The 14,977-nt window shown below is 63.6% G+C and carries 15 protein-coding genes; 14 read left to right on the plus strand and 1 reads right to left on the minus strand.

The window, feature by feature from the left end; all coding sequences use genetic code 11:
• The first annotated feature begins 76 nt into the window (after positions 1 to 76).
• The 12 genes from DEM26_RS11200 (at position 77) to DEM26_RS11255 (ending at position 10,292) form a co-directional block, all read left to right on the plus strand.
• Positions 77 to 949, plus strand: coding sequence for a carbohydrate ABC transporter permease (locus tag DEM26_RS11200; protein ID WP_075774606.1), 873 nt, complete (start codon positions 77 to 79; stop codon positions 947 to 949).
• A gap of 4 nt (positions 950 to 953) precedes the next feature.
• Entirely contained in the window at positions 954 to 1,784 is an 831-nt protein-coding gene (locus tag DEM26_RS11205) for a carbohydrate ABC transporter permease (protein ID WP_109172425.1), read from the plus strand.
• Positions 1,785 to 1,796: 12 nt separating this feature from the next.
• Positions 1,797 to 2,792 carry an ABC transporter ATP-binding protein gene (locus DEM26_RS11210; protein ID WP_109172426.1) on the plus strand — a complete coding sequence of 332 codons (996 nt, stop codon included), beginning with the start codon at positions 1,797 to 1,799 and terminating at the stop codon, positions 2,790 to 2,792.
• A complete protein-coding gene (locus DEM26_RS11215; protein WP_075774603.1) occupies positions 2,789 to 3,553 on the plus strand; it encodes an L-iditol 2-dehydrogenase in 765 nt (254 codons plus the stop codon). The genes DEM26_RS11210 and DEM26_RS11215 overlap by 4 nt, the downstream gene beginning before the upstream one ends.
• 1 nt (position 3,554) lies before the next feature.
• On the plus strand, positions 3,555 to 5,021 hold the full coding sequence (locus tag DEM26_RS11220; protein WP_109172427.1) for a mannitol dehydrogenase family protein: 1,467 nt from the start codon (positions 3,555 to 3,557) through the stop codon (positions 5,019 to 5,021).
• A gap of 126 nt (positions 5,022 to 5,147) precedes the next feature.
• The gene (locus DEM26_RS11225) at positions 5,148 to 6,293 is read left to right on the plus strand and encodes an acyl-CoA dehydrogenase family protein (RefSeq protein WP_109172428.1); all 1,146 of its coding nucleotides are present in this window, start codon (positions 5,148 to 5,150) and stop codon (positions 6,291 to 6,293) included.
• Positions 6,290 to 7,336, plus strand: coding sequence for an enoyl-CoA hydratase/isomerase family protein (locus DEM26_RS11230; protein WP_075774600.1), 1,047 nt, complete (start codon positions 6,290 to 6,292; stop codon positions 7,334 to 7,336). The genes DEM26_RS11225 and DEM26_RS11230 overlap by 4 nt, the downstream gene beginning before the upstream one ends.
• Positions 7,333 to 8,205: a 3-hydroxyisobutyrate dehydrogenase gene (gene mmsB, locus DEM26_RS11235; protein WP_075774599.1), complete on the plus strand. Its 873-nt coding sequence runs from the start codon at positions 7,333 to 7,335 to the stop codon at positions 8,203 to 8,205. The genes DEM26_RS11230 and mmsB overlap by 4 nt, the downstream gene beginning before the upstream one ends.
• 108 nt (positions 8,206 to 8,313) lie before the next feature.
• Complete coding sequence (locus tag DEM26_RS11240) at positions 8,314 to 8,511, plus strand: YgaP family membrane protein (protein ID WP_075774598.1); 198 nt, start codon at positions 8,314 to 8,316, stop codon at positions 8,509 to 8,511.
• Between the two features lie 187 nt (positions 8,512 to 8,698).
• Positions 8,699 to 9,124, plus strand: coding sequence for a hypothetical protein (locus DEM26_RS11245; RefSeq protein ID WP_075774597.1), 426 nt, complete (start codon positions 8,699 to 8,701; stop codon positions 9,122 to 9,124).
• A 236-nt stretch (positions 9,125 to 9,360) separates the two neighbouring features.
• Positions 9,361 to 9,708, plus strand: coding sequence for a hypothetical protein (locus tag DEM26_RS11250; RefSeq protein ID WP_075774596.1), 348 nt, complete (start codon positions 9,361 to 9,363; stop codon positions 9,706 to 9,708).
• 152 nt (positions 9,709 to 9,860) lie between these two features.
• Positions 9,861 to 10,292, plus strand: coding sequence for a hypothetical protein (locus tag DEM26_RS11255; RefSeq protein WP_075774595.1), 432 nt, complete (start codon positions 9,861 to 9,863; stop codon positions 10,290 to 10,292).
• Positions 10,293 to 10,323: 31 nt separating this feature from the next.
• Here the strand turns inward: DEM26_RS11255 and uvrA are convergent, their stop codons facing one another.
• A complete protein-coding gene (uvrA, locus tag DEM26_RS11260) occupies positions 10,324 to 13,185 on the minus strand; it encodes an excinuclease ABC subunit UvrA (RefSeq protein ID WP_075774594.1) in 2,862 nt (953 codons plus the stop codon).
• 287 nt (positions 13,186 to 13,472) lie between these two features.
• Between uvrA and DEM26_RS11265 the strand changes: the two genes are divergently transcribed.
• Together DEM26_RS11265 and htpX are read left to right on the plus strand one after the other, a co-directional pair.
• Positions 13,473 to 13,841 carry a rhodanese-like domain-containing protein gene (locus DEM26_RS11265; RefSeq protein WP_075774593.1) on the plus strand — a complete coding sequence of 123 codons (369 nt, stop codon included), beginning with the start codon at positions 13,473 to 13,475 and terminating at the stop codon, positions 13,839 to 13,841.
• A 130-nt stretch (positions 13,842 to 13,971) separates the two neighbouring features.
• Positions 13,972 to 14,913, plus strand: a complete 942-nt coding sequence (gene htpX, locus DEM26_RS11270) for a zinc metalloprotease HtpX (RefSeq protein WP_109172429.1) — start codon at positions 13,972 to 13,974, stop codon at positions 14,911 to 14,913.
• Positions 14,914 to 14,977 lie beyond the last annotated feature (64 nt).

Genomic DNA, 14,977 nt, shown 5'->3' on the forward strand with positions numbered 1-14,977 from the left:
CCCGGCCGGGGCGGTCATTTTGGGTCTGACCGCCCCGTGCCTCTTTTTTCAACTTCCGATAACCGGAGCCGGACCGATGTCCACGCAAGCCTCGCGCTCTGCCGCGCGTCTCATGATTTCGCCATCCGTCATCCTGCTGTTCATGTGGATGGCCGTGCCGCTGGGCATGACGATCTGGTTCTCGTTCCAGCGCTACAACCTGCTGATGCCCGGTCAGGGCGGCTTCGTGGGCTGGGACAATTACTATTACTTCCTCACCGATCCCGCCTTCTTCACTGCGCTCAAGAACACTTTGGTGCTGGTGGGGGGCGTGCTGCTGATCACCGTGATCGGGGGCATCCTGCTGGCGCTGCTCCTCGATCAGCCGATCTTCGGCCAGGGCATCGTGCGGGTTCTCGTGATCGCGCCCTTCTTCGTCATGCCGACCGTGTCCGCACTGGTCTGGAAGAACATGCTCTACAATCCGGTGAACGGCATTTTCGCCTATATCGCCAAGGCGATAGGGCTACAGCCATATGACTTTCTCGCCCATGCGCCGATGCTTTCGATCACCATCATCGTGGCATGGCAGTGGCTGCCCTTCGCGACGCTGATCCTGCTGACCGCGCTGCAATCGCTGGATTCCGAGCAGCTGGAAGCCGCCGAGATGGACGGCGCGGGCGCGCTGTCGCGGTTCTTCTACATCATGCTGCCGCACCTCGCGCGCGCCGCGACCGTGGTGATCCTCATCCAGACGATCTTCCTGCTCTCGACCTTCGCGGAAATCCTCGTGACCACGAATGGCGGGCCGGGCAACGCGTCCACCACGCTCACCTACCTCGTCTATGTCCAGTCGCTGTTGCAATTCGACGTGGGCGGAGGCGCCGCGGGCGGTGTGATCGCCGTGATCCTCGCAAATATCGTCGCGATCTTCCTGATGCGGATGATCGGCAAGAACCTGGAGGCGTAATCCAATGGCGCGCAAAATCTCCAACCGCCGCCGCACGATCATGTCCGTGATCGCATGGGCGCTGGCCTTAGTGATCTTCTTCCCGATCCTCTGGACGATCATCCTGTCGTTCAAGACCGAGGGCGACGCGATCAAGGCCCCGTGGGACGTGCTGACCTCGGCCTGGACCGTCGACAGCTACCATCTCGTTCAGGAGCGCTCGAACTACTTCCGCCACTTCATGAATTCGGTGGTGATCTCGTTCGGTTCCACCCTGCTGGCGCTAATCGTCGCGATCCCCTCGGCCTGGGCCATGGCCTTCGTGCCGGGCAAGCGCACCAAGGACGTGCTGATGTGGATGCTGTCCACCAAGATGATGCCCGCCGTGGGCGTGCTCGTCCCGATCTACCTGATGTTCCGCGACTGGGGCCTGCTGGATACCCGGACCGGTCTGGTCATCGTGCTGTGCCTGATGAACCTGCCGATCGTGATCTGGATGCTCTTCACCTATTTCAAGGAAATTCCGAAGGACATCCTCGAGGCCGCCCGTATGGATGGCGCGACCTTGAGCGGCGAGATCCTCTACGTGCTGACCCCGATGGCCGTGCCCGGCATCGCCTCGACGCTTCTGCTCAACGTGATCCTCGCCTGGAACGAAGCCTTCTGGACGCTGAACCTGACGGCGGCGAATGCCGCCCCCCTCACCGCTTTCATTGCCGCCTATTCCAGCCCCGAAGGGCTGTTCTACGCGAAACTCTCCGCCGCCTCGACGCTGGCTATCGCACCGATCCTGATCCTCGGCTGGTTCAGCCAGAAACAGCTGGTGCGTGGCCTGACCTTCGGCGCCGTGAAATAAGGAGCTAAACCCATGGGACAGATTACCCTCAAGGGCGTCCGCAAGGCCTTCGGCGATGTCGAGGTCATCCCGCCGCTCGATCTGGAAATCAACGAAGGCGAGTTCGTCGTCTTCGTCGGCCCCTCGGGCTGCGGCAAATCCACCCTTCTGCGCCTGATCGCGGGTCTGGAAGACGTCTCGGGCGGCGAAATCGAGATCAACGGTCAACCTTCGAGCGACCTGCCCCCCGCCAAGCGCGGTCTGGCGATGGTGTTCCAGAGCTACGCGCTCTACCCGCATATGTCGGTGCGCAAGAACATCGCCTTCCCGCTGAAGATGGCAAAGCTGGACGCGGCGGCGGCCAAGGAGAAGGTCGACAATGCCGCGCGCATCCTCAACCTGACCGACTATCTCGACCGTCGCCCCGGCCAGCTTTCGGGCGGTCAGCGCCAGCGCGTCGCGATCGGTCGGGCCATCGTGCGCGAACCGGCCGCGTTCCTTTTCGACGAACCGCTGTCGAACCTCGATGCGGCGCTGCGGGTGAACATGCGGCTGGAGATCTCGGAACTGCACCAGAAGCTCAAGACCACGATGATCTACGTCACCCACGATCAGGTCGAGGCGATGACCATGGCCGACAAGATCGTCGTGCTGCAGGCCGGCCGGATCGAACAGGTTGGCTCGCCGCTGGAACTGTATCGCTCGCCGCGCAACAAGTTCGTCGCGGGCTTCATCGGCTCGCCGAAGATGAACTTCATCGAGGGCGACGAAGCTGCGAAATACGGCGCCGACAGCATCGGCATCCGCCCGGAGCATATCGAGGTCTCGACGACCGAAGGCGCGTGGGAGGGCACGGTCGGCGTGTCCGAGCACTTGGGCTCCGACACGTTCCTGCATGTCGAAACGAAGCATGGCGTGATCAACGTGCGCGGCGGTGGCGAGATCGGGCTGCATTCGGGCGACAGGGTCTACCTGACCCCCGACCTCAACCAACTCCACAAATTCGACGCGCAAGGACAGGCAATCTGATGCGACTGAATGGCAAACGCGCTCTGATCACCGGGGCAGCCCGTGGGATCGGCCGCGCTTTCGCGGAGAAATACATCGCGGAAGGCGCGGAGGTCGTGATCGGCGATATCGACATCGCGCGGGCCGAGGACACCGCGGCCGAGATCGGCGCGGTCGCGCTCAAGCTCGACGTGACCGACGCGGCGAGCATCGACGCCGCCATGGAGAAGATGCGCGCCTCGGGCGGGATCGACATCCTGATCAACAACGCCGCGATCTTCACCGCCGCGCCGCTCGTGGAAATCACCCGCGAGGATTACGCCCGCGTCTTCAAGATCAACGTCGAAGGCACGCTCTTCATGATGCAGGCGGCGGCGAAGGAGATGATCGCGCAGGCCCGTGGCGGCAAGATCATCAACATGGCGTCTCAGGCCGGACGTCGGGGCGAGGCATTGGTCGCGGTATATTGCGCCTCCAAGGCCGCCGTCATCAGCCTTACGCAATCGGCGGGGCTGAACCTGATCGAACATGGCATCAACGTGAACGCGATCGCGCCCGGCGTGGTCGATGGCGAGCATTGGGACGGCGTCGATGCCTTCTTCGCGAAATACGAGAACAAACCCCTGGGCCAGAAGAAAAAAGAGGTCGGCGAGTCCGTCCCCTATGGCCGCATGGGGACCGCCGCCGACCTGACCGGCATGGCCGTTTTCCTCGCCTCGGACGAGGCCGAATACATCGTCGCCCAGACCTACAATGTCGACGGCGGAAACTGGATGAGCTGACATGACACTTTCCAACGACACCCTCTCCGAGCTTCCCGCAGACGTGGCGCGCCCCGGTTACGACCGCGCAGCGCTCACCCCCGGCATCGTTCACATCGGCTGCGGCAATTTCCACCGGGCGCATCAGGCGGTCTATCTCGACGATCTGTTCAATTTGGGCGAAGGCCATGACTGGGCGCTCATGGGCGCGGGCGTTCGACCGGGCGATGCGAAGATGCGCGATGCGGTTCTAGCACAGGACGGGCTTTATAGCGTGATCGAACTGGACCCGGCGGCGAAATCGGCCCGCGTGATAGGCTCGATGGTTGGTTTTGCCGAAGTGGCCTCCGGAAATGCGCCGCTGATCGCCGCCATGTCGCAGCCCAGCGTTCGGATCGTGTCGCTTACCGTGACCGAGGGCGGCTATTACATCGACCCGAAGACCGGCACGTTCAGCCCGACCCATCCCGACATTCAGGCCGATGCGGCCAATCCGAACCATCCCGAGACCGCGTTCGGCGCGATCATCGCCGCGCTGAAGGCGCGCCGAGCCTCGGGCGTGCCGCCCTTCACCGTGATGTGTTGCGATAACGTCCCCCATAACGGCCATGTCACGCGCGACGCGGTTTGCGGACTGGCGGAACTCTCCGATCCGGAGCTAAGCGCATGGATAAAGGCCAATGTCGCCTTTCCGAACTCGATGGTGGACCGGATCACCCCCGCCACCGGCCCGCGCGAGCGTGCGCTGGCCCAAAGCTTCGGGATCGAGGACGCCGCCCCCGTCACCTGCGAGCCCTTCCGGCAATGGGTGATGGAGGACAATTTCCCGGCAGGCCGCCCCGCGCTGGAGAAAGTCGGCGTGACCTTCACCGATGCGGTCGACCGGTTCGAGACGATGAAGATCCGTATCCTCAATGGCGGGCACGCGATCATCGCCTATGCCGCAGGCCTGCGGGACATCGAATACGCGCATGAGGCGATGGCCGACGATCAGATCCGCGCCTATCTCGACAAGATCGAGACGACCGAGATCCTGCCCATCGTGCCGCCGGTGCCCGACACCGACCTGAACGATTACAAGCAGCTGATCTTGAGCCGCTTCTCGAACCCGGAAGTGGCCGACACGATCCGCCGCCTGTGCCATGACGGCTCGAACCGGCAACCGAAGTTCATCATCACCTCGATCAGCGATTGCCTCGCTCAGGGCCGGGATTGCACCGGACTGATCCTCGAGAGCGCGCTCTGGTGCCGCTATTGCTACGGCACCAGCGAGACCGGCGCCGAGATCGCGCCGAACGATCCGAATTGGGATCGCCTCGTCGCGCAGTCGAAGCTGGCGAAGGAGCGTCCCGCCGCGTGGCTGGAGATGTCCGAGATCTACGGCGATCTGGCCGAGAATGCCGAGGTCGTGGCGAAATTCACCGCGCTTCTCAATGACGTCTGGGCACGCGGGTCGCACTCGGTGATCTCGGATTATCTGACGGGCTGACGGCACGCTTGCACTTGCACAAGCTCCCCCTTGCAAAACTCTCGCAAGGATTCGAAATTAAACGGGTGTTCAATTCATCCGGTTGAGGTCGAGCCTTTACCGAAAGTGAGCTCGGGGAGGAGTTTCATGGATTACGCGCTCAGCGAGGAACAGCAGGCCATTTTCGACATGGCTTATGCCTTCGGGCAGGACGAGATCGCCCCCCATGCGGACGCGTGGGAAGAGGCTGGCACGATCCCGAAAGAGCTCTGGCCGAAAGTGGCCGAGCTGGGTCTGGGCGGCATCTACGTCTCCGAAGACTATGGCGGATCGGGCCTGTCGCGCCTCGATGCCACGCTCGTCTTCGAGGCGCTCGCGATGTCCTGCCCCGCCGTGGGCTCGTTCCTGTCGATCCACAACATGTGCGGCGGCATGATCGACAAGTTCGGCTCGGACGAGGACAAGGCGCGCTGGCTGCCCGATCTGGTCAGCATGAAAAAGGTCTTCTCCTACTGCCTGACCGAGCCGGGTTCGGGCTCGGACGCAGCGGCGCTGCGGACCAAGGCCGAGCGCTCGAACGAGGGCTGGGTCCTGAACGGCACCAAGGCGTTCATCTCGGGCGGCGGCTATTCGGATGTCTATGTGACCATGGTCCGCACCGGCGATCCGGGGCCCAAGGGCATCTCGACGGTCGTGGTCGAGGACGGTGCAAAGGGGCTCAGCTTCGGCGGGCTCGAGCGCAAGATGGGCTGGAAAGCCCAGCCGACCGCGCAGGTGCAATTCGACGATTGCCACATTCCGGCGGAGAACCTGCTGGGCGAAGAGGGCAAAGGCTTCACTTATGCGATGGCGGGTCTCGATGGCGGGCGTCTGAATATCGCGGCCTCCGCCCTGGGCGGCGCGCAGGCCGCGCTCAACAAGACGCTGGCCTATATGGGCGAGCGCAAGGCCTTCGGTAAATCGCTCGACCAGTTCCAGGCGCTGCAATTCCGCCTCGCCGATATGGAGGTGAAGCTGGAATCCGCGCGCACCTTCCTGCGTCAGGCGGCATGGAAGCTCGACAACAAGACCCATGATGCGACGAAGTTCTGCGCCATGGCTAAACTCTATGTGACGGATGCCTCATTCGATGTGGCAAACCAATGCCTGCAATTGCATGGTGGTTACGGCTATCTTGCCGATTACGGGATCGAGAAGATCGTGCGCGACCTGCGCGTGCACCAGATCCTTGAAGGCACGAATGAAATCATGCGGCTGATCGTCAGCCGCGCGATGCTGGCGGAGCGTGGATGACCGAAGAAACGATGATCGCGAGAAAGGAAGGCCACGCCGGACGGCTGACCTTCAATCGACCCAAGGCGCTCAACGCGCTCGATCACGAGATGGCCATGGCGATCGAGGCGGCGCTCGACGCATGGCGCGACGACCCGGAGGTCGATCTTGTCGTGATCGACGCAGCGGGTGATCGCGCCTTCTGCTCGGGCGGCGACATCGCCGCCGTGTACCGGGCCGGGATCGCTGGCGATTATGCGCCGGGACGCGACTTCTGGCGCGACGAATACCGGATGAACGCAAAGATCGCGGAATATCCCAAGCCCATCGTCGCCTTCATGCAGGGCTTCGTGATGGGCGGCGGCGTCGGCGTCGGCGGCCATGCCAGCCACCGGATCGTGGGCGAAAGCACGCAGGTCGCGATGCCGGAAAGCGGGATCGGGCTGATCCCGGACGTGGGCGGCACGCTCTTGCTGGCGCGCGCGCCAGGCCACGTGGGCGAATATCTCGGCCTCACGGGGGCGCGAATGAACGCAACCGACGCGCTCTATGCCGGGTTCGCCGATATGTTCGTGCCCGAGGCCGATTGGGAGGAGTTGAAGACCCGGCTCATCGAGACCGGCAATATCGACACCCTGCCCCATCCGCGCACCCCGCCCGAACCTGGCAAGCTCGAGGGCCTGCGCCCCGAGATCGACCGCATCTTCTGGGCCGAGAACCTCAGCGCGATCGTCGCCAAGCTCGAGACTTCGGGCAGCGAGTTCGCCGAGAAGACCTACAAGACGGTGCTGCGCAACTCCGCGCTGTCGATGGAGGCGACGCTGCGCCTGATCCGCATGACCCGCGCCGAGAACACGATCCGCGCCGCCCTCACCCATGAGTTCCGCTTTACCTGGCGTGCGGCGGAGCTAGGTGATTTTCTTGAGGGCGTGCGGGCGCAGATCATAGACAAGGATCGCAATCCGCAATGGAAATATGCTCTGGATGCGCTGCCGGAAGAGGCGGTCGCGCAGATGCTGGAGCCGCTCGGCCCCGAATGGGCCATCTGGGAGGAGACGACATGAAAATCGCATTCATCGGGCTTGGAAACATGGGTGGGCCCATGGCGGCCAATCTGGTCGCTGCGGGTCACAAAGTGATCGGCTTCGACCTCACCGCCCCGCCGCCCGAGGGCGTGGGTCGGGCGACGACCGCAGCGGCGGCGGCGCAGGAGGCCGAGGTCGTCATCACCATGCTCCCCAACGGCCAGATCCTGCGCGACGTCGCGAAGGAAGTGATCCCGGCGATGCAGGAAGATGCGGTGCTGTGCGATTGCTCGACGGTCGATGTCGACAGCGCGAAAGCGGTCGCGGCGATGGCGGCAGAGCGCGGCCTCGGTTCGCTCGACGCGCCTGTCTCCGGTGGCGTGGGCGGCGCGACCAACGGCACGCTGACCTTCATGGTGGGTGGTGACGCGAAAAGCTTCGAGATCGTGAAGCCCCTCTTCGACGTGATGGGCCAGAAGGCCGTGCATTGCGGCGAAGCGGGCGCGGGTCAGGCGGCCAAGATCTGCAACAACATGATCCTCGGCGTGACGATGATCGCGACCTGCGAAGCCTTCGCGTTGGCCGACAAGCTGGGCCTCGACCGCGAGAAGATGTTCGACGTGGTCTCGACCTCCTCGGGTCAGAGCTGGTCGATGAACACCTATTGCCCGGCGCCGGGCGTCGGCCCGCAATCGCCCGCCGACAACGATTACAAGCCGGGCTTCGCCGCCGAGCTGATGCTCAAGGACCTGCGGCTGAGCCAGCAGGCCGCCGAGAGCGCCGATGCCGACACGCCGATGGGCAAGCTGGCCGCCGCGCTCTATTCGGCCTTCGTGGAAACCGAAGGCGGCAAGGGCCGCGACTTCTCGGCCATGCTGCCGCGTTTCGAAAAGCGCAGCCGCACCTGAATTCCGAGTGGAGGCGCGTCACCGCGCCTCCCGCAGTTAATCCTTGCCGCCTGAGTTCGCGTAACAGTATCAAGTTGCAAGGAAGCTGCGCCACGGAAAGGGCTTTGAATGTTCAAGAACAATGTCGGCGGCATCGACCGCACTCTGCGCATCGTGGTCGGGCTGGCCCTGATCATCGCCTTCTTCATGACCCCGCCCGGCCCCTATCGCTGGCTTTTCTGGGTGGGGCTGATTCCGCTCGGGACCGGGTTGCTGGGCACCTGCCCGCTCTACTCGATGCTTGGCGTCAATACCTGTAAGAAGTAACCCCAGAAGCCTGATTTCGCCCCGAGGGCGAGCCGGACCCCGCCGAATGACCACGCGTCTTCGGCGGGGTCTTGCTTGTGAGAGGGTTGCGCGTGGATAAAGCCCGATTTCGCGATGGAACGGCTGGCCAGCTACGTTCATTTATATCCCAACACGCGCATGAGCGCGTCAGGAAAGGAGAGGTCACATGAAACACCTGACCCAGCTTACCCTCGCCGCTGCCCTCGGGGCGAGCCTTCTGCCCGGGGCCGCCCTTGCTGACGGCCATGGCCACGGCAAATGGAAGAACGACCGCGGCCACGCAGAGCGCGATTACAGGGGCTGCCCGCCCGGACTGGCCAAGAAGAACAATGGCTGCCGTCCGCCCGGTCTCGCCAAGAAGAGCTATCGCCACGACGACGAGCGCGACGACGAATGGCGGGACGCGGAGCGCCGTTGGCGCCGCGGTGACCGGATCACCGGCGACTACGTCCTGATCCGCGACCCGAACCGCTACGGCCTGAACGACAATCGCACCTATTGGCGCTCCAACGGCTACGTCTATCAGGTCGACCGCCAGACCGGCGAAGTGCTCGCTCTGATCGGACTCGCGCGTTCGATCCTCGGCTACTGACTTCGCAGACGCAGCGTCAACCGCGACATAGCGCCGCATCTGAACACGAGGCCTTCACGTAAAGTGGAGGCCTTTGTGATTTGACACGGAAATATCGTAATTTTTTATTAAGCAATAACAGCATCTTACAGCGCGCAACAGCTTTCGCTTCTACGCATGGCGGCAATGCGGAATCTGCAATGGACCTTTTCGCCGCAATGCGGCATTTGGTCCCTCAAGACGAAAGGAAAACGCGCATGACTTATCTCCCCCGTGTCGCGCTGATCGCGGTGATCGGCGCAGCTTTTACCCCGATGGCAGCTCTCGCAGATGGTCCGATGAGCGCCGCAGGTTCGAAAATGGCAGCAAGCGTCTCGGTCGCGAACCAGTCGCATGATCAGAAGCCCTCGGTTCGCAACGACCTGCTTTGGCAAGTTGGCCAGCAGATCACCGAGAACCACGTTCGCCTCCGCCAGCCCGCCGCGTTCGGCCTGAAGGCTGACGCGACCTACTGGCGCTCGTTCGGCTACATCTACGAAGTCAGCCCCGAGAGCGGCGAAGTGCTCGCCCAGGTCGGCAAGGCCACGGACATTGTCGGCTTCTGAGCCACAGTCCAGACGGAAATTGAAAAACGGGCGGAACCACTCCGCCCGTTTTTTATTGTCCTCGAAAGGTTGGAGGACAGAAAGATGTATCGATTCTCAATTTCGTTGCCCGATGACACGCGCGTGGATAGGCTTTCAAGATGAGGATCGTGATGCGCCCGCTCGCCCTAATTGCGCTGACCTGCGCCCTGCCCGCCCTCGCCTCTGCCGAAGGATCGGCGCAAGGGGTTCAGGTAATGCGCGGTGGAAAGATCGACATGGGTAGCCCCGCAGCGCAGGAAGCCAAAGCTTCCGCAAAGGCCGCGCCGGAGTGCAAGACGCTCACGACGGGCGACACGTTCTGCAAGGTCGCCACGACCAATGGCACGTCACGCTGGGTACTGCAGGGTCAGATGGAGCCCGAGTTCAGCGTCGGCGATGTGTTTCCAGTCTATCAGCACTCGATGATCCTGAACCTGCGCCGCTACGATCTGCCGATCGTGACCGGCGCCTGGCGCTACTACAACGTGCGCGGCGTGATCTACAAAGTCGGCGCGGAAGACCACAAGGTCATGGAAGTCATCGGCCGCACCGCGCGGCGCTGAGCCCGCGCGCCCGCGTCCAGAGCGCGGCGGATCACTCCGCCGCGACCTTCACTCCCAGCATCTGCGCAAGGTAATGGCCGGTATGGCTGCGCGGGTTGGTGGCCACTTCTTCCGGCGTGCCGACCGCCACGATCTCGCCGCCGCCATCGCCGCCCTCGGGGCCGATATCGATGATATGATCGGCCGTCTTGATGACGTCGAGATTGTGCTCGATCACCACGACGGTGTTGCCCTGCTCCACGAGGCTGTGCAGCACCTCCAGCAGTTTTCGAACATCTTCGAAGTGCAGACCGGTCGTCGGCTCGTCGAGAATGTACAAAGTGCGACCTGTGGCGCGTTTCGACAGTTCCTTGGACAGCTTCACCCGCTGCGCCTCGCCGCCTGACAGCGTCGTTGCCTGTTGGCCGACCTTGATATAGCCAAGGCCCACCTCCATCAGCGCGTCCATCTTCTCGCGGATCGAGGGCACCGCCTTGAAGAACTCCTGCGCGTCCTCGACCGTCATGTCGAGCACATCCGCGATGGACTTGCCCTTATACTGGATCTCCAGCGTCTCGCGGTTGTAGCGCTTGCCCTTGCAGGTCTCGCATTCGACATAGACGTCGGGCAGGAAGTGCATCTCGATCTTGATCACGCCGTCGCCCTGGCAGGCCTCGCAGCGCCCGCCCTTCACGTTGAAGGAGAACCGCCCCGGCTTGTAGCCGCGCGCCTTCGCCTCCGGCAGACCGGCGAACCAGTCGCGGATCGGGGTGAAGGCGCCGGTATAGGTCGCCGGGTTCGAGCGCGGCGTGCGCCCGATCGGGCGCTGGTCGATGTCGATGACCTTGTCGAGATGCTCCAACCCCTTGATCGTATCGCAGGGCGCGGGCGTCTGACGCGCACCGTTGAGCCGCATCGAGGCGGTCTTGAACAGGGTCTCGATGGTGAGCGTGGACTTGCCCCCGCCCGAAACGCCGGTCACGCAAACGAACTTGCCGAGCGGGAACTCGGCCGTGACGTTCTTGAGGTTGTTGCCGGTCGCACCCACGACCTTGAGCTTCTTCTTGTTGCCCTTGCGCCGCTCGGTCGGGACCGCGATCTCGCGCGTGCCGGACAGGTACTGCCCGGTCAACGACGCCGGATCGGCGGCGATCTCTTCGGGCGTGCCGCGCGAAACGACCTGACCGCCATGCACGCCGGCGCCCGGGCCGATATCGAAGACGTAATCGGCATGGCGGATCGCATCCTCGTCATGCTCCACCACGATCACCGTATTGCCCTGATCGCGCAGGTTTTTCAGCGTCTGGAGGAGGCGGTCGTTGTCGCGCTGGTGCAGGCCGATCGACGGCTCGTCGAGCACGTAGAGCACGCCCGTCAGGCCCGAACCGATCTGCGAGGCCAGCCGGATCCGCTGGCTCTCGCCGCCCGACAGAGTGCCCGCCGCGCGGCTCATGGTCAGGTAATCGAGACCCACATTCACGAGGAAGCCGAGGCGTTCGCGGATTTCCTTGAGGATCGCCGTCGCGATTTCGTTCTTCTGGTGCGAGAGGCTGCCCGGCACGGTGGCGACCCACTCATGGGCCTCCTTGATCGACATCTCGACCACGTGGCCCACATGCTTGCCGCCGATCTTCACGGCGAGCGCTTCGGGCCGCAGGCGGTAGCCGCCGCAGGCATGGCAGGGACGGTTGTTCTGATAGCGCTCCATCTCCTCGCGCGACCAGGCAGAGTCGGTCTCGCGGTAGCGGCGCTCCATGTTCGGGATGATCCCCTCGAAGGTGCGGCTGACCTCGTAGACGCGGCCGCCCTCGTCGAAGCGGAACTTGATCTCTTCATCGCCCGAGCCGCGCAGGAACAGCTCCTGCACGTTTTCCGGCAGATCCTTCCACGGCTTTTTCGGATCGAAGCCGTAATGTTTCGACAGCGCCTCGATCGTCTGGGTGTAATAGGGGGATTTCGTCCGCGCCCAGGGCGCCAGCGCCCCGCCCTGCACCGAGAGCGTCACGTCGGGCACCATCAGGCGCTCGTCGAAGAACAGTTCGACGCCGAGGCCGTCACAGACCGGACAGGCCCCGAACGGCGCGTTGAACGAGAACAGGCGCGGTTCGATCTCGGGGATCGTGAAGCCCGACACCGGACAGGCGAAGTTTTCCGAGAAGGTCGTGCGTTCGGGCTCCCCCTCGCCTTCGCGCGGCGCGCTCTCGAAGATCGCGATGCCGTCGGCGAGGTCGAGCGCGGTGCGGAAACTGTCGGCCAGCCGCGTCTCCATCCCCTCGCGCACGACGACGCGATCCACGACCACGTCGATGTTGTGGCGGAATTTCTTGTCGAGCGTCGGCGGTTCTTCCAGCTCGTAGAACTCGCCATTCACCTTCACGCGCTGGAAACCTTGCTTGCGCAGCTCGATGAATTCCTTGCGATATTCGCCTTTGCGGTCGCGCACGATCGGGGCGAGCAGATAGCCGCGCGTGCCCTCCTCCATCTGCATCACGATATCGACCATATCCTGCACCTGCTGCGCCTCGATCGGCTCGCCGGTGGCGGGCGAATAGGGCGTGCCCGCGCGGGCGTAGAGCAGACGCAGGTAGTCGTAGATTTCGGTCACGGTGCCGACGGTGGAGCGCGGGTTCTTCGATGTCGTCTTCTGCTCGATCGAGATCGCAGGCGACAGACCCGAGATGTGATCGACGTCGGGTTTGCCCATCATGTCGAGGAACTGGCGCGCATAGGCGCTCAGACTTTCGACATAGCGGCGCTGCCCTTCGGCATAGATCGTGTCGAAGGCCAGCGAGGATTTCCCGGAGCCCGACAGCCCCGTGATCACCACGAACTGGTCGCGCGGAATATCGACATCCACGCCCTTGAGATTGTGCTCGCGCGCGCCGCGCACTTCGATGAACTTCAGTTCAGCCATCCACGCCCCCTTTATCACCAGCCCTAGATAGGTGTTTCCCCGCGAGTCTCCAATCCAAATCTGCGAACGAAATGTGAACTTTCTGCATGGCGGCAATGTCGCGCGTATCCGTCGCGCCGCTTGCACGCCTCGCAGCCCGATCAAAATTGCGGCAATTAGGCATTAAATTCCATTTCTTGAATGTATTTTCGACGGGTTTCGCGCTATCACTCTTGAAAGCGGTCCGGTATTTGCCACATGAACCGGGAAACGGGCCTGCGGGTCACGCGAATGCAAGAGGTAACGACATGCTGAATTTTCTTCGCCCTTCCGGTGGCAACCGGGTCGAGCGCATTGCCCCGCAGGACGCCGTCGCCAAGGCGAAAGCCGGTGAGCTGACCGTGGTCGACGTGCGTGAGGGCATGGAAGTGAAAAGCTCGGGCAAGGCCAAGGGCGCGCTTCATATCCCGCTCGCGACGATCCGCATGAAGGCCGACCCGTCGAGCCCGGAGAAGCATCCCGACCTCGACCCCGCGAAGCCGGTCGCGCTCTATTGCGCCTCGGGCGGGCGCTCGGCAGGTGCGGCGCAGATGCTCGTCCAGATGGGCTACGCCGAAGTCTACAACATCGGCGGTCTGGGCGACTGGCACGCAGGTGGCGGCGAGATCGAGCGCTGATCGCGCACTGTGTCGCATGATTTTGAAGGGGTCCCGCCGGGGCCCCTTTTGTTTTGCGCAGCCGATGGAATTGCGTGGGCGTGGCGCGTGCCTATATCGGATGCGTAACGATCAAAGGGTGAGACCGACAATGGGTTATGCCAAGACTGCGATGCTGATGGCGGCGATGACGGCGCTGTTCATGGGGCTGGGCTACCTGATGGGTGGTGCGACCGGCATGGTGATCGCGCTGATCTTCGCCGCCGGGATGAATGTCTATTCGTGGTGGAATTCGGATAAAATGGTGCTGCGGATGCATAACGCGCATCTGGTGGCGCCGGGCGACCGCGCGGGGCTGAACGCGCTGGTCGGGCAACTGGCCAAGAATGCCGACCTGCCGATGCCCGCCGTCTACCTGATCGACACGCCGCAGCCCAATGCCTTCGCCACTGGCCGTAACCCCGAGAACGCCGCCGTGGCGGTAACCGCCGGGCTGATGCAGAGCCTGTCGCGCGAAGAGCTGTCGGGCGTGATCGCTCACGAGTTGGCCCATATCAAACACCGCGACACCGCGATCATGACCGTGACGGCGAGCTTCGCCGGTGCGATTTCGATGCTGGCAAATTTCGCCCTGTTCTTCGGCGGCTCGCGCGAGCGGATGGGGATCATGGGCACGCTGGCGATGATGTTCCTCGCCCCGATGGCGGCGGCGCTGGTCCAGATGGCGATCTCGCGCACACGCGAATATGCGGCCGACAAGGAAGGGGCTGCGATCTGCGGCAACCCTCTCTGGCTGGCCTCGGCGCTGCAGCGGATCGAGGCTGGCGCGCGCCGGGTCGAGAATGTCGCCGCCGAGCGCAATCCTGCGACCGCGCATATGTTCATCATCAACCCGCTGAGCGGGCACGGCGCGGATAACCTGTTCGCCACCCACCCCTCTACCGAGAACCGCGTTGCAGCGCTGCGCCAGCTTGCGGGCGGTACGGGTGCGCGTCGGGAACGCGCGGCCCCCGCGCCGGCTACGGGCGATTGGAGCGGCGCGCGCTCGATGCCGAAGGTGCGCCGGAAAGGCAAGAACGGGCCTTGGTCATGACCAGCACGGGGCGGCCAGCCCCGGGCCGCGCCTGACGCTCCCCCCGGGAGGGCGCATTGACGAT

Source organism: Thioclava sp. NG1 (assembly GCF_003122275.1).
Taxonomy (GTDB): domain Bacteria; phylum Pseudomonadota; class Alphaproteobacteria; order Rhodobacterales; family Rhodobacteraceae; genus Thioclava; species Thioclava nitratireducens.

Bases quoted from the DNA above. Each gene is read 5' to 3' on its own strand.
- uvrA (WP_075774594.1), bottom strand. From the start codon at position 13,185: ATGGCTGAACTGAAGTTCATCGAAGTGCGCGGCGCGCGCGAGCACAAT.
- DEM26_RS11200 (WP_075774606.1), top strand. From the start codon at position 77: ATGTCCACGCAAGCCTCGCGCTCTGCCGCGCGTCTCATGATTTCGCCA.
- mmsB (WP_075774599.1), top strand. From the start codon at position 7,333: ATGAAAATCGCATTCATCGGGCTTGGAAACATGGGTGGGCCCATGGCG.
- DEM26_RS11210 (WP_109172426.1), top strand. From the start codon at position 1,797: ATGGGACAGATTACCCTCAAGGGCGTCCGCAAGGCCTTCGGCGATGTC.
- DEM26_RS11250 (WP_075774596.1), top strand. From the start codon at position 9,361: ATGACTTATCTCCCCCGTGTCGCGCTGATCGCGGTGATCGGCGCAGCT.
- DEM26_RS11230 (WP_075774600.1), top strand. From the start codon at position 6,290: ATGACCGAAGAAACGATGATCGCGAGAAAGGAAGGCCACGCCGGACGG.
- DEM26_RS11265 (WP_075774593.1), top strand. From the start codon at position 13,473: ATGCTGAATTTTCTTCGCCCTTCCGGTGGCAACCGGGTCGAGCGCATT.
- DEM26_RS11205 (WP_109172425.1), top strand. From the start codon at position 954: ATGGCGCGCAAAATCTCCAACCGCCGCCGCACGATCATGTCCGTGATC.
- htpX (WP_109172429.1), top strand. From the start codon at position 13,972: ATGGGTTATGCCAAGACTGCGATGCTGATGGCGGCGATGACGGCGCTG.
- DEM26_RS11245 (WP_075774597.1), top strand. From the start codon at position 8,699: ATGAAACACCTGACCCAGCTTACCCTCGCCGCTGCCCTCGGGGCGAGC.
- DEM26_RS11220 (WP_109172427.1), top strand. From the start codon at position 3,555: ATGACACTTTCCAACGACACCCTCTCCGAGCTTCCCGCAGACGTGGCG.
- DEM26_RS11225 (WP_109172428.1), top strand. From the start codon at position 5,148: ATGGATTACGCGCTCAGCGAGGAACAGCAGGCCATTTTCGACATGGCT.
- DEM26_RS11255 (WP_075774595.1), top strand. From the start codon at position 9,861: ATGCGCCCGCTCGCCCTAATTGCGCTGACCTGCGCCCTGCCCGCCCTC.
- DEM26_RS11240 (WP_075774598.1), top strand. From the start codon at position 8,314: ATGTTCAAGAACAATGTCGGCGGCATCGACCGCACTCTGCGCATCGTG.